This window comes from Finegoldia magna ATCC 29328, from assembly GCF_000010185.1.
Taxonomy (GTDB): domain Bacteria; phylum Bacillota; class Clostridia; order Tissierellales; family Peptoniphilaceae; genus Finegoldia; species Finegoldia magna_H.
Genome location: NC_010376.1, coordinates 848,710 through 868,590, shown reverse-complemented (window position 1 = coordinate 868,590; position 19,881 = coordinate 848,710). Strand labels below are relative to the sequence as shown.

Here is a 19,881-nt window from a genome sequence, read left to right as displayed (position 1 = left end):
TTAAAAACTCCTTTTTAATCATTCATTTTTTTTAGATGTCTGATAATAACTTCTGCTGTTTCTTCTATTGCTCTATCAGAAACATTTATAATAGGACATCCGATTTTCTTCATTATCTTTTCAGCATAGTCTAGCTCATCAAGTATTCTACCCAAATCGGAGTATGTACTTTCAGTTGGCAATCCCATAGATTTTAATCTTTCTTTCCTGATCTTATTTAATTTATCAGGTGAGTTAGTTAGTCCAATTACTCTTTTTGGCTCAATTTCAAAAAGTTCTTTGGGAACTGGAGACTCTGGAACAAGTGGAATATTGCAAACTTTATAATGCTTGTTTGCTAAATACATTGATAACGGAGTTTTGGAAGTCCTAGAAACACCGATAATAGTAATATCGGCTCTTGAAACTCCTCTAGGATCTTTGCCATCATCGTATCTAACAGCAAATTCAATTGCATCAATTCTTCTGAAATAATGCTCGTCAAGTTTGCGTAAAGCTCCGGGGTTTGTAGCTGGAGATCGTTTTGTTAACCTTTGGATGGCAACGATTGATGGAGTCAAAATATCAACCGATATAAGATTATGCATATCGCAGAATTTTTTTAAACTATCAATTAAACTTTCTTCAACCAAACTATAATAAATGATAATATTATCCATTTCTAAGCATTTCTTTAATGTGGAATTAAGATGCTCAATGGATCGAATATGTCCAAATAAGTGAAATTTAGCATTTTCACAAGTAACATCAAACTGAGCTAATGCAGCTCTTGCAATTTGGTCACCTGTATCCCCGGTAGAATCAGATAAAACTACCAGATTAATATTTTCCATAATTCACCCCTTTAATTGTATTATCAATTTAATTATACATCATTTTTTACAATTTTAAAGCAATTGTTTGTTATTTAATTTAAAATTATTCAAAATTAGATAAAATTTAGATTAAAAGAACTTTAATTTTCAATAAATGTTTACTATGTTGATAGATTTGTGATATCATTCTATTGACAGAAATATTTAATAGCAGGTGATAATTTGAAAAATATATTAAAAAAAGATGATGAAAAGCTTGCAGATAAGTCTAGCAATAATTCTTCAAAATCTAATAGCATTTATAAACTAAAAGAAACAAAACAATCTCATCCTTGGATTTGGGTTATATCAATTCTTTTAGGAATTTATATAATTGTTTCGATATTTTTTAGCATCATGACTTATCCTAATGCCAAAATAAATGGTGAGAATTTAGGAGTAAGAAAAATATCTGAGGTAAAAAATATTTTTGATGAGCAAACAACAACTATAATTGGACGCGACAATAAAACAGTCACACTAAATAATTCGCAATCTGGACTAAAACAAGTTGCACTAGAAAATCAAACTTATGTACAACACGGATTTTTATGGCCAATAGAGCTCATAAAAGGCATAGAAACAAATGTGAAAGTTAAGAAGACTGTTGATTCTGAAAAATTAAAAGATACTATTAAAAAAAGCGAACTATTCAAAAATATTAAAGAACCAAAAAATGCTCAATTGATTTTTGAAAACAAAAAGGCTACGATAAAGCCTGAAGAATTAGGTAACAAACTTGATTTAGACAAAGTATGTGAATCAGTAATAAAGGGTTTTAATGAGCATAAAGATGAGATTACTTTATCTTCAGAGTACATTAATCCTAAGGTTACAAAAAAATCTTTAGAACCTAGTCAAAAAGAACTTGAAAATATAGCACAAGCTTCAATAACTTTAAAATTACCAAACGGAGAATCTCAAAAAATTGAAGATAATTCGATTTTTCTAGACGAAAATTATAAATTTGAAGACAAGAAAGTAAGAATTTTTGTTGATGAATTAAAAGAAAAATTTGAAGTAATTGGAAAAGATTTTGATTTTACTACTCATAATGGTAAGTCTATCAAAGTCAAAGCAAAAGTTTTTGGAAATGAAATAAACAAAAAGCAAACTGTTGCTTTGATTACTGATGCTTTAAAAAATGGAAAAACAATAGATAGCGATTTGGTTTATAGTAGAAGAAGTCGTAATAATGGAATTCTCGGAAAGAGCTATATAGAAATAAGCCTAGGAGCTCAACACTTGTGGTATTATAGGGATGGAAAGTTAGTTTTAGATACACCTGTCGTTACAGGTGATCCATCGATTAATCACGATACTCCGACTGGACTATTTGAAATTTGGTCTAAAGAAACAGATAGATTTTTAAGAGGGAATAATCCGGATGGAACAAAATATAAAGTTCACGTCGATTATTGGATGCAAATTGATTATACTGGTGTAGGAATACATGATACAAAAGCAAGAGCAGCATATGGTGGACAAGTATTTAATGGTGCCGGAAGCCATGGTTGTATTAATACTCCTATAAAACCAGTTCGCACAATTTTTAATACTGCTGAAAATGGGATGCCGGTTATTATATATTAATAAATTAGTCGATTATTTTATAATAATCGGCTTTTTTTATTGTAAAAATATATTTAATAATGGTATTCTATAAGTAAAGAAAAGGGGTATGATATGGATTCAGATTTATTACTATTTTTAAGTAGTTTGAATACAAATTATAATTGGATAGGTCCGATTCTTGAAAATTATAATACACTTGATGATATTGTTTATGATAATGCAAAAAAACTTTTAGAAGTTGATCCTAAAATTTACGAATTTATTTTTAAAAATATAAAAAAGTTTGATATTAATCTGTACAAAGAAAAATTGTGGAAAAATAGTATAAAATTTACTACATATGGTGATTCAAAATATCCGAAAAAATTACTTGAAATTGATGATGCTCCATATACTTTATATTACAAAGGAGATCTAAATGAAGATTTTGATAATTCAGTTTCTTTTGTTGGAGCAAGAAAATGTAGTCAATATGGGTCATATGCTTGTAAAAAATTTGTTTCAGAGATTTCACAATATAAAATCCCGGTAGTAAGTGGATTGGCACTAGGAATTGACAAAATTTCTCATCAAACTGCCCTGGAAAATAACAATAAAACAATAGGAGTTTTAGGATGTGGAATAGATCAAGTTTATCCTCAAAGTAATTATAGAGTTTTTCAAGAAATGATTTCATCACATAATGGAGTAATTATGAGTGAATATCCTTTTGGAATAGCGCCAATGCCATATAATTTTCCATTTAGAAATAGAATAATATCTGGATTGTCACTAGCTACTGTTGTTATAGAAGCAAAAGAAAAAAGCGGTACATTAATTACATCATCTTATGCTTTATCACAAGGAAGAGATATATTTGCTGTGCCAGGAAACATTAACTCAGTTTATTCGACAGGTACTAATCAATTAATCAAAGATGGTGCATACTTATTAACAGATGTTTTGGATATAATAAGTCAAATACCGGAATTTCAAAATAAATTTATAGAAAAGCCTCAATTAAGTTTTGATTTAAATGAACTAGAAAGTAAAATATTTAATTTATTAAAAATTGATGCAAACTCACCAGATGAGATTTCTTTAAAATTAAATGAAAATATCTCTGATGTATTGATGAGTTTAACTAAAATGGAATTATTGGGAATTGTCGTTGACATTGGAAGTAAATATTCATTAAAGTAGTATGAATAATATGATATAATAACATTGGAATTTTAAAGAGGAGAATGATATGGACAAAAAACAATTAGCTATTAATACTATTAGATTATTATCTGTAGAAATGATTCAAAAAGCAAATTCAGGACACCCTGGACTTCCTTTAGGTGCAAGCCCGATGACATTTACATTATTTAATGATATAATGCATTTTTCGCCAAAACACAGTGACTGGATAAATAGAGACAGGTTTATTTTATCGGCTGGTCATGGTTCTGCTATGTTATATTCGCTTTTACATTTATTTGGATTTGGAATAACATTAGATGATTTAAAAGAATTTAGACAATATAACAGCTTGACACCAGGACATCCTGAATATTTGCATACAAAGGGAATTGATGCTACAACTGGCCCTTTAGGACAAGGATTGAGCATGGCTGTTGGTATGGCAATTGCTCAAGAATATTTGGCAAGCCAATTTAATACTGAAGATCACAAAATTTTTGATAATTATACTTATACAATTGTTGGTGATGGTTGTCTTCAAGAAGGCATAACAAATGAAGCTAGTTCTATAGCTGGATCATTAAAGTTATCAAAATTGATTTGTTTATATGATTCTAACAATATAACAATTGAAGGAGATACTAAAAATATTTTTTCAGAAAATGTCAGAGCTAGATATGAAGCATTAGGCTGGGATACTTACTTTGTAGAATATGGTAATGACATAGAAAAAATAAGAGAAACAATCAAACATGCAAAAACAACTGATAAACCATCATTTATTGAAATTAAAACAAAAATTGGTTATGGAAGTGTTGTTGAAGGATCTGCAAAGGCACACGGAGCTCCAATTGGCAAAGAAAACATTCCAAGTCTGAAAGAAAAATTAGGATTAGACTTTACCGAAGAGTTCTATATTCCACAAGAAGTTAAAGATCTTTTTGAACAATCTGTTATTGAAAAAGAAAAATATTATTCTGAATGGGAAAATATGTTTGAAGACTATAAACAAACTCATAGAGATCTTTACGATAAATTAATGAAATTTTTATCAAAAGAAATTGATGAAGAATATTTAACATCAGAAGAGTTTACTAGTTTTGAAAAAGATGATGCTACAAGATCATACTCACATATATTATTAAATAGACTAAAAGATAAGCAATTAAATATTGTTGGTGGTTCAGCTGACCTAGCACCATCCAATAAAACATTTATGGATGGATTGGATGTATTTACACAAACAATTAGATCTGGTCGAAATATACAATTTGGTGTTAGGGAACATGCGATGGCCGCTATAAGCAATGGTATAAGTTTGTATGGTGGATTAATTCCATATTGTGCTACATTCATGATTTTCTCAGATTATTTAAAACCAGCTATGAGATTGTCGGCTTTAATGAAGAGACAAGTTATATATATATTAACACACGATTCGATTGGTGTTGGAGAAGATGGGCCAACACATGAACCTATAGAACAATTAGCAATGTTAAGAACTATTCCAAATTTAAATACACTTAGACCTGCAGACGGATTCGAAACAGCAATGGCATATAAAATAGCATTAGAAAACAAAGAAACTCCATCAGCTTTGGTATTATCAAGACAAACATTAGTTAATTTAAAAGAAACTAATGAAGGTGCTTTAAAAGGAGGATACGTTCTTAAAAAACAAGAAGCTCCAGACTTAGTTATAATTGCTACAGGTTCCGAGGTAAAACTTGCTTTAGATGCCAGCGAAATTCTTGAAAAAGAAGGTATTAAAGCTCAAGTTGTTTCTATGATGTGTCAAGAAATTTTTGATAAACAAGATCAAAAATACAAAGATTCTGTTATTCCTAAAAATATAGAAAAACGAGTAAGTATTGAGTGCTTATCAACTTATGGATGGCAAAAATATACTGGACTAAATGGTTTGAATATCGGAATCGACGAATTCGGTATGAGTGCTCCAGGAAATAAAATAATGGAACATTTTGGTTTTACAACTGAAAAAATAGTTAAAAGAATAAAAAAATATTTATAATTAAAAGACCGTCTACTTTTTTGTGTAGATGGTCTTTTATTTTAAAATTTTATTCATTATTAAAATTGAAATACTATTTCTTTTATGGTATATTTTTTATGGGATTGTTAGAGAATAGTTATGAGATTGTTAAGAGGTGGATATGTTAAATATTGTTCTATTAGAGCCAGAAAAGCCATCAAATACTGGAAATATTGGAAGAACTTGTGTTCTTACCAATACGAGGTTACATTTAGTTAGACCTTTTAGTTTTAGATTGGATGATAAATTATTAAAAAGGTCTGGAATGGATTATTGGGATAAAGTTGATTTAGTTATTCATGATGATATTGATGAATTTTTGGAATACATAAAAGGAAATGATAGAGTTTTTTATGTTGAAACTTTTGCAACCCATTATTATCATGAAGTGGAGTATAAAGATGGAGATTATTTGGTGTTTGGAAAAGAATCTTCAGGAATAGACAAAGATTTGGTAAGTAAACATAAAGAGCATTCCATAAAAATCCCTATGAATATGGAAATAGACAGATCTTTGAATTTAGCAAATTCTTGCAATATAGTATTGTTTGAAGCATTGAGACAAATTAATTTTCCGGGATTGAAATAGGAGGTTTTATGGAAATTATAACTCCGGTTTTAGGTGGTTTAGCATTATTCTTGTTCGGCATGACAATAATGGGAGAGGGCCTTCAAAAATCGTCAGGTAATAAATTAAAAATGATAGTAGGATCATTAACTAGAAACAAATATATAGGGGTACTTTTAGGTATTATTGTTACTATGGTTATACAATCATCATCCGCAGCAACAGTAATGGTAGTAGGTTTTGTAAACGCTGGTATTATGCCCTTAAATCAAGCTGTAGGTGTAATTATCGGTGCTAATGTCGGTACAACTATTACTGCTCAAATCATCGCATTTGATATTGCAAAATATGCCCCATTAATTGTTGCATTTGGAGTACTTTTATATATGAGTGCGAAAGATGACAGGAAAAAGAACTTAGGTGAGGTTTTTGTTGGTTTAGGTTTAATTTTCATCGGAATGAATACAATGGGCGATGGGTTAAATCCTCTATCAAAAGAATTATGGTTTAAAAATGCACTACTTAAACTTAATTCTCCAATAATTGGTGTTTTTGTTGGATTCTTTTTAACTACAGCTGTACAATCATCTTCAGCATCCATAGGTTTAATACAAGCGTTAGGGAAGCAAGGACTATTATCAATCAATCAAGCAGCGCCTTTATTACTGGGTGGAAATATTGGTACAACAACAACGGCACTATTGTCTTCAATAGGCGCAGGGAAAAATGCAAAAAGAGCGGCGATTATTCACTTATTATTCAATCTAATAGGTACAGTTGTCGTATTAGTATTTTTGAATAAAATAATTCAAAATATTGTTTATATGCTTACTCCACTTAATGTATCTAGACAAATAGCAAACTATCATACACTCTTTAATATTGTAAACGTAGCATTGCAACTTCCAGTATCAAGCTTTTTAGTAAAAGCGGCAATGAAAATTGTTCCTGGTGAAGAGCATGCTAAAGATTTACAATATTTAGATGATAGAATTTTAGAAACTCCATCTATTGCGGTTGAACAAGCAAGACTTGAGGTAAATAGAATGAGCGATATAGTTTATCAAAACTTCAAGAATGTAGATGAATACTTCATGACCGGTAATAAAAAGTTGAAAACAAAAATATTAGAAGAAGAAAAAAGAATTAATAATTTAGAAAAACATATTGTGGAATATTTAGTGAAATTGTCTAATAAATCTATTTCTGATCAAGAGCATACACAAATATTCATAATGCAAGACATGCTAAACGACCTTGAAAGGATAGGAGACCATGTTGAGAACATATGTGGAATAGTTACTCTTATTTTCGATGAAGACAAAGAATTTAGCAAGATAGCTATAGATGAGTATAAAGATTTATATACTAATGTTGAAAATGCTATAATTGATTCAACTATGGCATTCAAAAACAACGATCAATCGCTTGCTTCTAAAGTTGCAAATATAGAAAATAATGTGGACTTTTTAGAGAAAAAATATAGACATAATCATATTAAAAGAATTAATAATAATGAATGTGATCCAACAGTTGGTGTAAATTTCCTAGATATTTTATCAAACTTAGAAAGAATATCTGACCACTGTACGAATATATCAAATTATACACTTCATATTGAAGTATAATATATTGATTTAAAAAAACGAAAAACGGGTATATAATAAAAGTATGTAACAAGAAATATTCAAGGAGGAATAAATGAAAGTAGCAATTAGTGGATTTGGAAGAATAGGTAGAGATGTGACTAGGATTTTGATGCAAAAAAATGATCCTGATCTCGAATTAGTAGCATTAAACATTACAAGTGACTTAAAAACAAATGCTCACCTTTTAAAATTTGATTCAATTTATCGTACTTTTGAAAAAGAAGTTGAAGTAATTGCAGATGACAAAATTAAAATAGGTGGAAAAGAGATTAAGGTAGTTAATAGTAGAAATCCAGAAGAATTGCCATGGAAAGAATTGGGTGTTGATTTAGTTATCGATTCTACAGGTGCATTTAAAGATAAGGAAGGCTTATCAAAACATCTTAAAGCTGGTGCTAAAAAAGTATTATTGACTGCTCCAGGAAAATCTGATGTAAAAATGATTGTTGTTGGTGTTAATGATAAAGAATACAATCCTGAAACTGATGACATTGTTTCAAATGCATCATGCACAACTAATTGCTTGGCTCCTGTTGCTAAAGTATTAGATGATGAATTTGGAATTGAAAAAGGATTAATGACAACAATCCATGCATATACAAACGATCAAAATATTCAAGATGCTCACCATAAAGATTTAAGACGTGCGAGGGCAGCTGCATTGAGTATGATTCCAACTACAACAGGTGCTGCGAAAGCAGTTGGTAAAGTTCTTCCTCAATTAGAAGGTAAAATGACTGGACTAGCAGTTCGTGTACCAACTCCTACTGGATCTATTACAGATTTAACTGTTCTTTTAGGTAAGGAAGTTACAAAAGAAGAAATTAATAATGCAATGAAAAAAGCTAGTGAAGGTGAATTGAAAGGAATCTTAGGATATTCTGAAGATCAATTAGTATCTTCTGATATTATCGGAGATGAAAGAAGTTCAATATTTGATGCTGATATGACATACGCATTAGGTAATATGGTAAAAATTGCTTCTTGGTATGATAACGAATGGGGTTATAGTTCAAGAGTATTTGATTTAGCAAAAATAATAGCTACAAGATAATAAAACAATTAAGAGTCGATGGTAAAATATTTTACAATCGACTCTTTTCAAAGAAAGGTTAATCTATGAATAAAAAAACACTAAAAGATTTAAATGTTGAAAATAAAAGGGTACTTGTAAGAGTAGATTTTAATGTCCCTATTAAAGAAGGTATAATTACTGATACAAATAGAATAGAAGCCTCATTAACTACAATAAAGTATTTAATTGATAACAATGCAAAAGTTATTTTAATGAGTCATCTAGGCAGACCAAAAGGAGAACCTAAACCTGAGTTCTCATTGAAACCAGTCGCACAAAAGCTTTCAGAAATGATTGGACAAGACGTAAAGTTTATAGATAGTGACAAAGTCGTTGACGATTCTGTTATTGAAGAAAGTAAAAAATTGCAACCTAAAGAAATTATGCTAATTCAAAATACAAGGTTTAGAAAAGAAGAAGAAAAGAATGATCAAACATTTTCTAAAGAATTATCACAATTAGCTGATTTATATGTCAATGATGCTTTTGGAACTAGTCATAGGGCTCACGCTTCAAATGTTGGTGTTTCGAAATTTTTACCAAGTGCTGTAGGATTTTTAGTTCAAAAAGAAATAGAAATAATGGGTAAAGCTCTAGAAAATCCTGAAAGACCATTTACAGCAATATTGGGTGGCGCAAAGGTTTCTGATAAAATAGGTGTTATAGAAAATCTATTAGATAAAGTTGATACAATATTAATAGGTGGTGCTATGGCATTTACTTTTATTAAGTCACAAGGCAAAAATGTGGGAAAATCATTGATTGAAGAAGATAAATTAGATCTAGCAAAATCTCTTTTAGAAAAAGCTCAAGAAAAAGGTGTTAAAATCTTCTTGCCTGTTGACTTTGTAGTAGCTAAAGAAATGACTGAAGAATCAGATTCTAAAGTAATCAATATTGATGATTTTACAGATGATATAGCTGGATTTGATATAGGTACTAAAACAATAAAGATATTTGATGAAGAAATACAAAAGTCAAAAACCATTGTATGGAATGGACCTATGGGAGTATTTGAAATTGAACAATTTAGTAAAGGTACTTTTGAAATTGCAAATTCTTTAGTGAAATCAAAAGCTATAACTATCGTTGGCGGTGGAGATAGCGCATCAGCAATTGCAAAATCTGGAAATAAAGATAAAGTAACACATGTTTCAACTGGTGGAGGTGCTTCTTTAGAATTCCTAGAAGGCAAAGTTTTACCAGGTATAGATTGTATTGATGAGAGATAATATTATGAGAAAACCTTTAATTGCAGGAAATTGGAAAATGAACAAGACTGACGGAGAAACTAAGCAGTTTATAAATGATTTAAAATGTTTAGATATTTCTGATAATGTTGAAGCTTGTATTATATCTCCATTCACGTCTTTAAAAACACTTACTGAAGATTTAAGAAATTCAAATATTTCTACAGGCGCACAAAATATGTATTATGAAGAATGTGGTGCTTTTACTGGAGAAGTTTCTCCAAATATGCTTAAAGATTTGGGCATTGACTATGTTATAATTGGTCATTCTGAAAGAAGAACCATATTTAAAGAAGATGACGAATTATTAAATAAAAAAATAGCATCTGCATTAAAACACGATATTAAACCAATACTTTGTTGCGGAGAAAATTTAGAACAAAGAGAATCCAATAGACACGAAGAGGTAGTTGAATCACAAATCAGATTAGACTTGAAAGGGATAAATGAGAAGGACATAATGTCCAAATTAGTCATTGCTTATGAACCTATATGGGCTATTGGAACTGGAAAGACAGCTTCTAGTGATGATGCTCAATCTATGTGTAAATTTATCAGGAATTTATTGTCGAAAATGTATAGCAAAGATTTAGCAGATTCAGTTAGGATACAATATGGTGGAAGTGTAAAACCTGAAAATATATTGGACATAATGTCAAAAGAGGACATTGATGGAGCTTTAGTAGGGGGTGCAAGTTTAGAAGCTGAAAGTTTTTCTAAACTTATTAATTATGGAAAATAAAAAAAACAAATTAATACTAATAATTTTAGATGGCTGGGGACTAGGTAAGGATTATCCTGGAAATGTTATAAAACTAGCTGATACTCCAACTTTCGATAAACTCATGAGTGAATACCCGAATTCACAATTGATTGCATCTGGAAATGAGGTAGGACTACCAGCCGGTCAAATGGGTAATTCTGAAGTAGGACACATGAATATAGGTTCTGGTAGAATTATCTTTCAAGATTTGAGTAAAATTTCCAATGAAATAGAATCTGGAAAATTTTATGAGAATGAAATCTTAAAAAATATTATTTTAAAAACGAAAGAAAACAGAAAAAGACTTCATTTATTAGGGTTACTTTCTTTTGGTGGAGTCCATTCACATTATGATCATCTTGTAGCAATTTTGAAATTATGCAAGAAATTAGACTTTAAAGATGTTGTAATACATTGCTTTACTGATGGAAGAGATGTATCTCCAACTTCAGCAAAAAATGATATAAAAAAATTACAAGATGATATTAAAGTAATTGGTGTTGGAACAATTGCATCTGTTTGTGGTCGATATTATGCGATGGATAGAGATAAAAGATGGGATAGAGTTGAGAAAGCATATAATTGTATTACCAATTGTGAAGGAAATAAGACCAATGATCCGATACAATATCTACAAAAAAGTTATGATAGAAATATCACCGATGAATTTATCGAACCATGTGCGATAGTAGATGAAAATAATCAAGGAATAAAAGTTGAAAATGGAGATTCATTTGTATTCTTTAATTTCAGACCAGACAGGGCTAGACAACTTACTAGAGCGTTTGTTGATGATGATTTTGATGGTTTTGCTAGAAAAAAATTCAAAGACATTTCGTTTGTTACAATGACAGAGTACGATAAAACTATAAAAAATGTACAAATTGCATATCCAAAACAAGGATACAATAATGTATTAGGTCAAATTGTTTCCGAAAAAGGATTAAAACAATTAAGAATTGCAGAAACAGAAAAATATGCACATGTAACTTTTTTCTTTAATGGTGGTATAGAAAAAGAGTTTAAAAACGAAGATAGAATTTTAGTTCCATCTCCAAAAGTATCCACTTACGATCTTAAGCCAGAAATGAGTGCTATCGAAGTTAAAAATCACGTTGTTGATGTTATTAATAAGGATATATATGACTTAATTATATTAAATTTTGCTAATTCTGATATGGTTGGTCACACAGGTGTTATTTCTGCAGATAAGATAGCCGTCGAAACTGTTGATAAATGTTTGGATGAAATATTAACAGCCATAGATAAAAATGGAAAATATCATGCTTTAATAACTGCAGATCATGGGAATAGTGAATATTTAATTGATGAAATGACTGGTGGACCATTTACGGCACATACAACTAATCCAGTGCCATTCATAGAATATCCTGAAAAAGATATCAAATTAAATAATGGAATTTTAGCAGATATAGCACCAACAATTTTAGAATTGATGAATATAGAAAAACCTGCAGAAATGACAGGTAAATCTTTAATTAAAAAGGAGAGTAAATAATGAGTTCAATAATTGATGTTTACGCAAGAGAAGTATTAGATTCAAGGGGAAATCCAACAGTTGAAGTGGAAGTTTACACTGAAGCTGGGGCGATGGGTTCAGCAATAGTTCCTTCAGGTGCCTCTACAGGAGTACATGAAGCAGTAGAGCTAAGAGATAATGATGAAAAAAGATTTTTAGGAAAAGGCGTAGAAACGGCAGTTGATAATGTTAACTTAGAAATAGCTGACGAATTGGTAGGATGGGACGTGTTCGATCAAGTTGGAATAGATAATTATCTTATAGAATTAGATGGAACAGAAAACAAATCTAGACTTGGTGCTAATGCTATTTTAGGGGTATCTCTAGCCGTAGCAAAAGCAGCTGCCGATGAAAATGGTCAAAGATTATTTGAATATATAGGAGGAGTTAATGGAAAAACTTTACCTGTTCCTATGATGAATATCTTAAACGGCGGACAACACGCTGATAATAATGTTGATATTCAAGAATTTATGATTATGCCAGTAGGCGGAGAAAATTTCAAAGAATCTTTAAGAATTGGTACAGAAGTATTTCATAATCTAAAAAATGTATTAAAGTCTAGAAAACTAAATACAGCTGTTGGGGATGAAGGTGGATTTGCACCAAATCTTGAGTCTAATGAAGAAGCATTACAAACTATAGTTGAAGCTATAAAAAAAGCTGGATATGAACCAGGAAAAGATGTAATGATTGCTATAGATGCAGCTGCTAGTGAATTCTACGAAGATGGTAAATACAACATGGCTGGAGACAACGCAGTTAGAACAAGTGACGAAATGATAGAATATTACAAAAACTTAGTTGAGAAATATCCAATAATTTCTATAGAAGATGGATTAGCTGAAGATGATTGGGATGGTTGGAAAAAATTGACTCAAGAATTAGGTTCTAAAATTCAATTAGTCGGCGATGATTTATTTGTAACAAATGTTAAGAGATTGCAAAAAGGTATTGAAATGGGAGTTTGTAATTCTATTTTAATTAAATTAAATCAAATAGGAACTTTGACTGAAACTCTTGATGCAATTGAACTTGCAAAAAGACATGGATATACAGCTGTAATATCTCACAGATCTGGGGAAACTGAAGATACAACTATAGCTGATGTTGCGGTTGCAACAAATGCTGGACAAATTAAAACTGGTTCAACTTCAAGAACTGATAGAATCTGCAAATATAATCAATTATTAAGAATTGAAGATATGCTAGAATCTACTGCAGTTTATGATGGGATAAAAACTTTTTATAATTTAAGCAAATAAACATATCAGGAATCACAGCTAATTGCTGTGATTCCTATTAATTAGGTGTAAAATGCTAATCACTACAATCATTTTGATACAGATAATTTCAGCAACAATTTTATACATATATTTTAATCCTATATTTATTGCAATTGATGTAGTGGTAACAGGTATAGTTTTATTTAAAGATAAAAAGAAACTTATTATATCTTTATTAGTACTTTTTTTGACTATAATTCATTTGAATACAATTGATGCTAAATACAATTCAATCAAAGATAATGAATTTTTAGATGTTAATGCCGTAGTAATTAATAAAAATAGGTCTAATAAAAAGTATATTGTAAAGCTAACTAATAATAACAATATAAAATTTTTAGTAACTACTAAAAAAGATTTAGAAATTGGTGATAAAGTAAATATCAGATCAAAAGTTAATAAAGCTTACACAAATGGTAATCCATATATGTTTAACTATAAAAATTATTTGCTAAAAAATAACATATATGGAGATATATACTGTAGAACTAATCCAGAAATAATTGGGAAATCTAAATCACCTCTATTAAAAATTAGAAAATTAGTTTTAAATCACATAGTTTTTAAATTAGATTCCAACTTTAACGGCGAAGAATCTTCAGTGTTAAAATCTGTATTTACAGGTTCTAACTTTTTGAGCGATGACTATACAAATGCTGTTAACGCACTAGGAATTAGTCATGTATTTGCGATAAGCGGACTGCATATTATAATTTTATATACCATTTTTAATAAATTATTTGGAATATTTAAGATTAATAGAAAACTTATTTCTTGGATTTCACTAATATTAATTGCAATTTACGAATATGCAGTAGGTTTACCTTCATCTATTGTTAGAGCTTTTATAATGTTAGTGATAGTAGAATTATCTAATCAAATGCAAATAGATTGGTTTGATTTAAATAATTTAACAATCGCAGCTATTATTATTTTGCTGATAAACCCTTATAATTTGTTAGACGTTGGATTCATTTTTTCTTTTTTAGCAACATTTACCATAATTTATTTGTATCCTAGATTCAAAAAATATAATAAAAAATTATATAATTATTTTTTATTATCTGGAATGGTTTATTTAATATTATTACCGATACAATTAAGATTTTTTAATGAATACACCTTAGGATTTATTATCGGAAATACCATTATATTGCCGATTTTTACAGTGGTAATCCAATTAACTGCAATTGTACTTTTGATACCTAATAGTATCAATTATATATTTGTTCAACTTATAAAATTGTGTTTAAAAACTATAAGCTATATTTTTGCTACAATTGATTTTTTAGGTATACATAGTACTAATTTCATGAGTTTTTCTATTTTAATGATAATTTTATATTATATAATATTATTTACAACATATAATAGGCACTATATCAAAACTTTAAATGATTTTAATAAAAAGACTCTAACAAATATGTTATTCCTTAGTTTAATATTACCTTTAATTTTAAATATTATAAATCCAATTACAAAGATAAATTTTGTTGATATTGGCCAAGGTGATTGTTTACTTGTTAGACAATATATTAAAAGCTTTATGATAGATACGGGAGGATCTTATAAGTCAGAAGATAAGTCTGGAGAGAATCTTATGGAATATCTTCATAAAATAGGTTTAAATAACCTTGAGTATGTGTTTTTAACACATTTTGATGAGGATCATAGTAAAAATCTAATAAATATTAACAAATCATATAATCCAATAGTTTTATCCAGAATTAATGGAGACAAAATATTAAAAAAGAAATACAATCAGGGCAATGTTTATGTAAGCTTACGAAACAAACAAAATATAAGAATTGGTAATGTTGATATTAAGATTATAGATAAACCGATTAGTAACGAAGAAAACGACAAATCTATTGTTTACAAATTATATATTAATAATATTTCATTACTTATTACGGGTGATATTTCTGGTGAGTATGAAAGAAATATTTTAAAAGATGATATTAAATCTGATATATTAAAAGTTTCTCATCACGGAAGTAAAAGTAGTTCAGATTCTCATTTTTTAAAAACAGTTAGACCGAAATTGGCTGTTATTTCTGTAGGATTAAGGAATGAATATGGACACCCACATCATCAAACATTAGATAGATTAAATAAACTTAATATCCCTATAAAAAGAACTGATTTAGATGGAAATATCGAGGTTGTTTCTAGCAAATTTTTTAATTCTATTAGAGCCAATAGAGATAAATATTCGATTATTCATTTTCTAGTAGAAGAACAGAATTCGATTATTACGACAGTTGTTATATTGCTTTACTTTAAAAATAGAGGAGTGAAAAATGGATTTTTCATTGGCGAAACAAAAATTAGATAATAATTTACTATCCAATTTAGTACTGATACACGGAGAAGAAAAATTTTATATAGAAAAATATCTATCATTAATTAAAGAACACTACAATGCTCAAAGTTTTGATGAATACGACTTATCAGATTTTGAAAAAATATATAGCTCATCCGAGACTATTCCTATGTTCAGTGATAAAAGGCTTATTTTAATAGATGATGTAGACTTAAGCAAAACAGGAATTTCTAAAAATAAAGATAACATTGACAAGCTGATGCTTTATATTAAAAATATTCCAGAATATACTTTGATAATCATAACATCATACGGCAATGTATTTAAGTCGAAATTATTGAAAGAAATAGCACATTATGGTGCTGATATTGAATTCAATAAGTTAAACAGAAATCAATTCAAAGCATATATAATTAATTATCTAAAAGGTAAGAAGCTTAATAATAATATTGTTAATATTTTCATTGAGTATTCTCTATATCTTATTAAAAATTCTGAAAAGACATTAATTGATGTTAATAATGAACTTGATAAATTTAAAAACTTAGAAAAAGAAGAAATAACAGAACAAGATTTGAATTCTTTAATAAATCAGTATGATAAAAATATATTTGATTTAACGGATTCAATAGCACAGAAAAATTTATCTGAGACAATATACTATTTAGATTTACTGATAAATGATACATCAGATAGTTTTAAAACACTTCATATGATTATTAGACTGTTTAGAAATTTATTATATTTAAAAGAATTGTTGCGTTTAAAAGTATCTCCAAATGAAATTACAAAAAAGTTAAAAATTTCATCATATGAGCTAAACAAAATTCAAAATTTTGTTAAAATTTGGAGATATGATCAATTAAGATTTGCTATTCATAAAATGTACGAAATAGAAATAACTTTAAAATCTAATATTTTAAACTCAAAGTATTATATTGAAAATAGTATATGCGATATTTTAGCAAAAAAATAAAGGTTGAATTTAATTCAACCTTTAAATAATGTAATGGATCCTTTACATTATTATTATGCTAATTTGTTCAATTCTTTAGCCATTCTGCTAATTTTTTTAGCTGCACTGTTTTTAGAAATTGTGTTTTTGCTTGCGGCTTGATCAATCTTTTTAGTTGCTAAGTTAAATAATTTAGTAGCATCTTCTTTATCGTTTTTTTCAATCGCTGCTTCAAATTTCTTAATAAAAGTTTTGATAGCTGATTTTTTAGATTTATTTCTAGCTGTTTCAAGTTTAGTTACATCAATTCTTTTAATTGCTGATTTAATATTTGCCATAATATCCCTCCTTTATTTTTGAACAGTGTTATTATTATACACTATAGATTTAATTATTTCAAGTAATCTAGAACATTATTCGCAAATTATGTTATAATAGGTTGGTAAAGAATGGTGATAATATGAAGAAATTTATGAATAGCAAGTTATCAAATATACTTTTTACAATATTTATAGCATTTATTGTTGTATTTATAATCAAAACTTATATATTAGAAACGCAATTTTTAAAAACATCTAACATGAGTCCAACACTGAATTCAGGAGATTTTTTACTAATTAATAAATTGAATAAGGTAACTGGATACATAAAAAATACTGATATAGTTGAGTATTATGATGAAAAAAATTCAAAAATTTGTATCGCAAGAGTTATTGCTAAACCAAAAGATTCCGTTGAAATTATAAATGATGATATATTTATTAATGGAAAGAAAATATATGAACCATATATTTTATTACAACAATCGAAGAAGTTGAATAATAATAAATGGGTTTTAGATGATGACGAGTATTTTGTCATAAATGATGATAGAGAGCATGGTAGTTATAATGATAGCAGGTATATTGGGCCTATAAAAAAAGATTACATACTTGGTGTTGTTTTCTTTAGACTATATCCTGTTGATAAAATTGGTTCGATTTAGGAGATTTAAATGAAATATGATAAAAAATACGTAAGAAATTTTTCAATAATTGCACATATAGATCATGGAAAGTCAACCTTAGCTGATAGATTAATTGAAGAAACTGGTATGCTTACTCATAGAGAAATGAGTGAACAGGTTTTAGATTCCATGGATTTAGAGCGTGAGAGAGGAATAACAATCAAATTAAAAGCCATAAAATTGTTTTACAAAGCAAAAGATAATAACGTATATATACTTAATTTGATAGATACTCCTGGTCACGTAGACTTTACTTATGAAGTTAGCAGATCATTAAAAGCATGTGAGGGAGCTGTATTAATTGTTGATGCAACTCAAGGTGTAGAAGCACAAACACTTGGAAATGTATACTTAGCAATTGACCAAGATTTAGAAATTTTACCAGTGATTAACAAGATTGATTTACCGAGTGCTGACATTAATTTTGCAAAGAAAGAGATAGAAGATATTATTGGATTAGATGCTGAAAATGTTCCTGCAGTATCCGCTAAAGAAGGAATAAATATTGTAGATGTATTAGAAGATATTGTAAAAAATGTTCCAGCTCCAATCGGCGATGAAAATAAACCTTTAAAAGCATTAATATTTGACTCTTATTATGATTTTTACAAAGGTGTTGTTGTTTATGTAAGAGTTTTTGATGGATGCATAAAACCTGGATCAGAAATATTAATGATGTCTACAAACAAGACATTTGAAGTTACTGAATGTGGATATACTTCTTCTGGAATGATAAGCACTGATGAAATCAGTGCTGGAGATGTTGGATATGTTGTTTGCAGCATTAAGAATGTAAAGGATGCAAGAGTGGGCGACACTATTACTGATAAAAACAATCCTGTTGATAAACCTTTGGAAGGATATAAGCAAGTGACGCCAATGGTGTATTGTGGTATTTATCCAGCTGAAGGAGAAGATTTTAATTCTGTAAGAGATGCTTTAGAAAAGTTACAAGTTAATGATGCGGCTTTAACATTTGAAAACGAAACGTCAATAGCATTAGGTTTTGGATTGAGATGTGGATTTTTAGGACTATTACACATGGAAATCATTCAAGAAAGATTAGATAGAGAATTTGACCTTGATATCATTGCTACTGCGCCAAGCGTAATCTATAAAGTTCATAAAAAAGATGGCACTGAAATAGAGATCCAAAATCCTACGAATTTCCCAAAAGAGACTGAAATAGATTATGTTGAAGAACCTGTTGTTCATGCAGAAATTATGACACCTACTGATTATGTAGGAGTAATCATGGAACTTTGTCAAGGCAAAAGAGGTACTTTCATAGATATGACATATCTTGACGAAAAGAGAGTAACTATAAAGTATAAATTACCACTAAATGAAGTGATTTATGATTTCTATGACGCATTAAAATCAAAAACTAGAGGCTACGCATCATTAGATTATGAATTAATTGGATATGAAAAATCAAATTTAATAAAACTTGAAATAATGATTAATTCAGAAAAAGTCGACGCTTTAACAATTATTGTACATGAAGACTTGGCTTATGAAAGAGCTAGAAAAATAGTAACAAAACTGAAAGATGAAATACCTAGACATCAATTTGTAATTCCTGTACAAGCAGCTATAGGAAACAAGATAATAGCAAGAGAAACTATTAAAGCATACAGAAAAGATGTACTTGCTAAATGTTACGGCGGAGATATAACTAGAAAACGTAAACTTTTAGAAAAACAAAAAGAAGGTAAGAAGAGAATGAGGTCTGTAGGTAGTGTAGATGTTCCTCAAGAAGCTTTCTTATCAGTATTAAAATACGATGAAGTAAATTAAAATTATTAAGCCAA

The 19,881-nt window shown here is 28.9% G+C and carries 16 protein-coding genes; 14 read left to right on the top strand and 2 right to left on the bottom strand.

All coding sequences use genetic code 11. The annotated features are described in order from the left end of the window. Nucleotides 1-14: 14 nt before the first annotated feature. Complete coding sequence (locus FMG_RS04300) at nt 15-833, bottom strand: pyruvate, water dikinase regulatory protein (RefSeq protein WP_002838233.1); 819 nt, start codon at nt 831-833, stop codon at nt 15-17. 204 nt (nt 834-1,037) lie between these two features. On the opposite strand from FMG_RS04300, the gene FMG_RS04295 reads away from it, so the two are divergent. From FMG_RS04295 to holA, 12 genes are all read left to right on the top strand, one after another. Next, nucleotides 1,038-2,447: a L,D-transpeptidase family protein gene (locus FMG_RS04295; RefSeq protein ID WP_012290633.1), complete on the top strand. Its 1,410-nt coding sequence runs from the start codon at nt 1,038-1,040 to the stop codon at nt 2,445-2,447. A 93-nt stretch (nt 2,448-2,540) separates the two neighbouring features. Beyond that, nucleotides 2,541-3,611 (top strand): DNA-processing protein DprA, encoded by a 1,071-nt coding sequence (gene dprA / locus FMG_RS04290; protein WP_002839049.1) that lies wholly within the window; start codon nt 2,541-2,543, stop codon nt 3,609-3,611. Nucleotides 3,612-3,660: 49 nt separating this feature from the next. Next, nucleotides 3,661-5,628, top strand: coding sequence for a transketolase (gene tkt / locus FMG_RS04285; protein WP_012290632.1), 1,968 nt, complete (start codon nt 3,661-3,663; stop codon nt 5,626-5,628). A 142-nt stretch (nt 5,629-5,770) separates the two neighbouring features. After that, nucleotides 5,771-6,238, top strand: coding sequence for a tRNA (cytidine(34)-2'-O)-methyltransferase (locus FMG_RS04280; protein ID WP_002838118.1), 468 nt, complete (start codon nt 5,771-5,773; stop codon nt 6,236-6,238). An 8-nt stretch (nt 6,239-6,246) separates the two neighbouring features. After that, a complete protein-coding gene (locus FMG_RS04275; protein ID WP_002839156.1) occupies nt 6,247-7,845 on the top strand; it encodes a Na/Pi cotransporter family protein in 1,599 nt (532 codons plus the stop codon). A 73-nt stretch (nt 7,846-7,918) separates the two neighbouring features. Beyond that, on the top strand, nt 7,919-8,920 hold the full coding sequence (gap, locus tag FMG_RS04270) for a type I glyceraldehyde-3-phosphate dehydrogenase (RefSeq protein ID WP_002838322.1): 1,002 nt from the start codon (nt 7,919-7,921) through the stop codon (nt 8,918-8,920). Nucleotides 8,921-8,985: 65 nt separating this feature from the next. Beyond that, complete coding sequence (locus tag FMG_RS04265; RefSeq protein WP_012290631.1) at nt 8,986-10,173, top strand: phosphoglycerate kinase; 1,188 nt, start codon at nt 8,986-8,988, stop codon at nt 10,171-10,173. 4 nt (nt 10,174-10,177) lie between these two features. Next, nucleotides 10,178-10,933, top strand: a complete 756-nt coding sequence (gene tpiA / locus FMG_RS04260) for a triose-phosphate isomerase (protein WP_012290630.1) — start codon at nt 10,178-10,180, stop codon at nt 10,931-10,933. After that, a complete protein-coding gene (gene gpmI, locus FMG_RS04255; protein ID WP_002839064.1) occupies nt 10,923-12,473 on the top strand; it encodes a 2,3-bisphosphoglycerate-independent phosphoglycerate mutase in 1,551 nt (516 codons plus the stop codon). Before tpiA ends, gpmI begins: the two co-directional genes overlap by 11 nt. Beyond that, complete coding sequence (eno, locus tag FMG_RS04250) at nt 12,473-13,759, top strand: phosphopyruvate hydratase (protein WP_002839066.1); 1,287 nt, start codon at nt 12,473-12,475, stop codon at nt 13,757-13,759. The genes gpmI and eno overlap by 1 nt, the downstream gene beginning before the upstream one ends. Nucleotides 13,760-13,811: 52 nt before the next feature. Beyond that, nucleotides 13,812-16,118 (top strand): DNA internalization-related competence protein ComEC/Rec2, encoded by a 2,307-nt coding sequence (locus tag FMG_RS04245; RefSeq protein WP_012290629.1) that lies wholly within the window; start codon nt 13,812-13,814, stop codon nt 16,116-16,118. Next, entirely contained in the window at nt 16,084-17,082 is a 999-nt protein-coding gene (holA, locus tag FMG_RS04240) for a DNA polymerase III subunit delta (RefSeq protein ID WP_012290628.1), read from the top strand. Before FMG_RS04245 ends, holA begins: the two co-directional genes overlap by 35 nt. Nucleotides 17,083-17,135: 53 nt before the next feature. On the opposite strand, the gene rpsT is transcribed toward holA, so the two are convergent. Then, a complete protein-coding gene (gene rpsT / locus FMG_RS04235; protein ID WP_002838176.1) occupies nt 17,136-17,399 on the bottom strand; it encodes a 30S ribosomal protein S20 in 264 nt (87 codons plus the stop codon). A gap of 122 nt (nt 17,400-17,521) precedes the next feature. On the opposite strand from rpsT, the gene lepB reads away from it, so the two are divergent. Then, nucleotides 17,522-18,046 carry a signal peptidase I gene (lepB, locus tag FMG_RS04230; RefSeq protein WP_012290627.1) on the top strand — a complete coding sequence of 175 codons (525 nt, stop codon included), beginning with the start codon at nt 17,522-17,524 and terminating at the stop codon, nt 18,044-18,046. A gap of 9 nt (nt 18,047-18,055) precedes the next feature. Next, nucleotides 18,056-19,867 carry a translation elongation factor 4 gene (lepA, locus tag FMG_RS04225; protein WP_012290626.1) on the top strand — a complete coding sequence of 604 codons (1,812 nt, stop codon included), beginning with the start codon at nt 18,056-18,058 and terminating at the stop codon, nt 19,865-19,867. Nucleotides 19,868-19,881: the final 14 nt, after the last annotated feature.

What these genes read in the sequence shown, in the direction of transcription:
- FMG_RS04300 (WP_002838233.1), bottom strand. Translation starts at nt 833, where the DNA reads ATGGAAAATATTAATCTGGTAGTTTTATCTGATTCTACCGGGGATACA.
- dprA (WP_002839049.1), top strand. Translation starts at nt 2,541, where the DNA reads ATGGATTCAGATTTATTACTATTTTTAAGTAGTTTGAATACAAATTAT.
- tkt (WP_012290632.1), top strand. Translation starts at nt 3,661, where the DNA reads ATGGACAAAAAACAATTAGCTATTAATACTATTAGATTATTATCTGTA.
- FMG_RS04280 (WP_002838118.1), top strand. Translation starts at nt 5,771, where the DNA reads ATGTTAAATATTGTTCTATTAGAGCCAGAAAAGCCATCAAATACTGGA.
- FMG_RS04275 (WP_002839156.1), top strand. Translation starts at nt 6,247, where the DNA reads ATGGAAATTATAACTCCGGTTTTAGGTGGTTTAGCATTATTCTTGTTC.
- gap (WP_002838322.1), top strand. Translation starts at nt 7,919, where the DNA reads ATGAAAGTAGCAATTAGTGGATTTGGAAGAATAGGTAGAGATGTGACT.
- FMG_RS04265 (WP_012290631.1), top strand. Translation starts at nt 8,986, where the DNA reads ATGAATAAAAAAACACTAAAAGATTTAAATGTTGAAAATAAAAGGGTA.
- tpiA (WP_012290630.1), top strand. Translation starts at nt 10,178, where the DNA reads ATGAGAAAACCTTTAATTGCAGGAAATTGGAAAATGAACAAGACTGAC.
- gpmI (WP_002839064.1), top strand. Translation starts at nt 10,923, where the DNA reads ATGGAAAATAAAAAAAACAAATTAATACTAATAATTTTAGATGGCTGG.
- eno (WP_002839066.1), top strand. Translation starts at nt 12,473, where the DNA reads ATGAGTTCAATAATTGATGTTTACGCAAGAGAAGTATTAGATTCAAGG.
- FMG_RS04245 (WP_012290629.1), top strand. Translation starts at nt 13,812, where the DNA reads ATGCTAATCACTACAATCATTTTGATACAGATAATTTCAGCAACAATT.
- holA (WP_012290628.1), top strand. Translation starts at nt 16,084, where the DNA reads ATGGATTTTTCATTGGCGAAACAAAAATTAGATAATAATTTACTATCC.
- rpsT (WP_002838176.1), bottom strand. Translation starts at nt 17,399, where the DNA reads ATGGCAAATATTAAATCAGCAATTAAAAGAATTGATGTAACTAAACTT.
- lepB (WP_012290627.1), top strand. Translation starts at nt 17,522, where the DNA reads ATGAAGAAATTTATGAATAGCAAGTTATCAAATATACTTTTTACAATA.
- lepA (WP_012290626.1), top strand. Translation starts at nt 18,056, where the DNA reads ATGAAATATGATAAAAAATACGTAAGAAATTTTTCAATAATTGCACAT.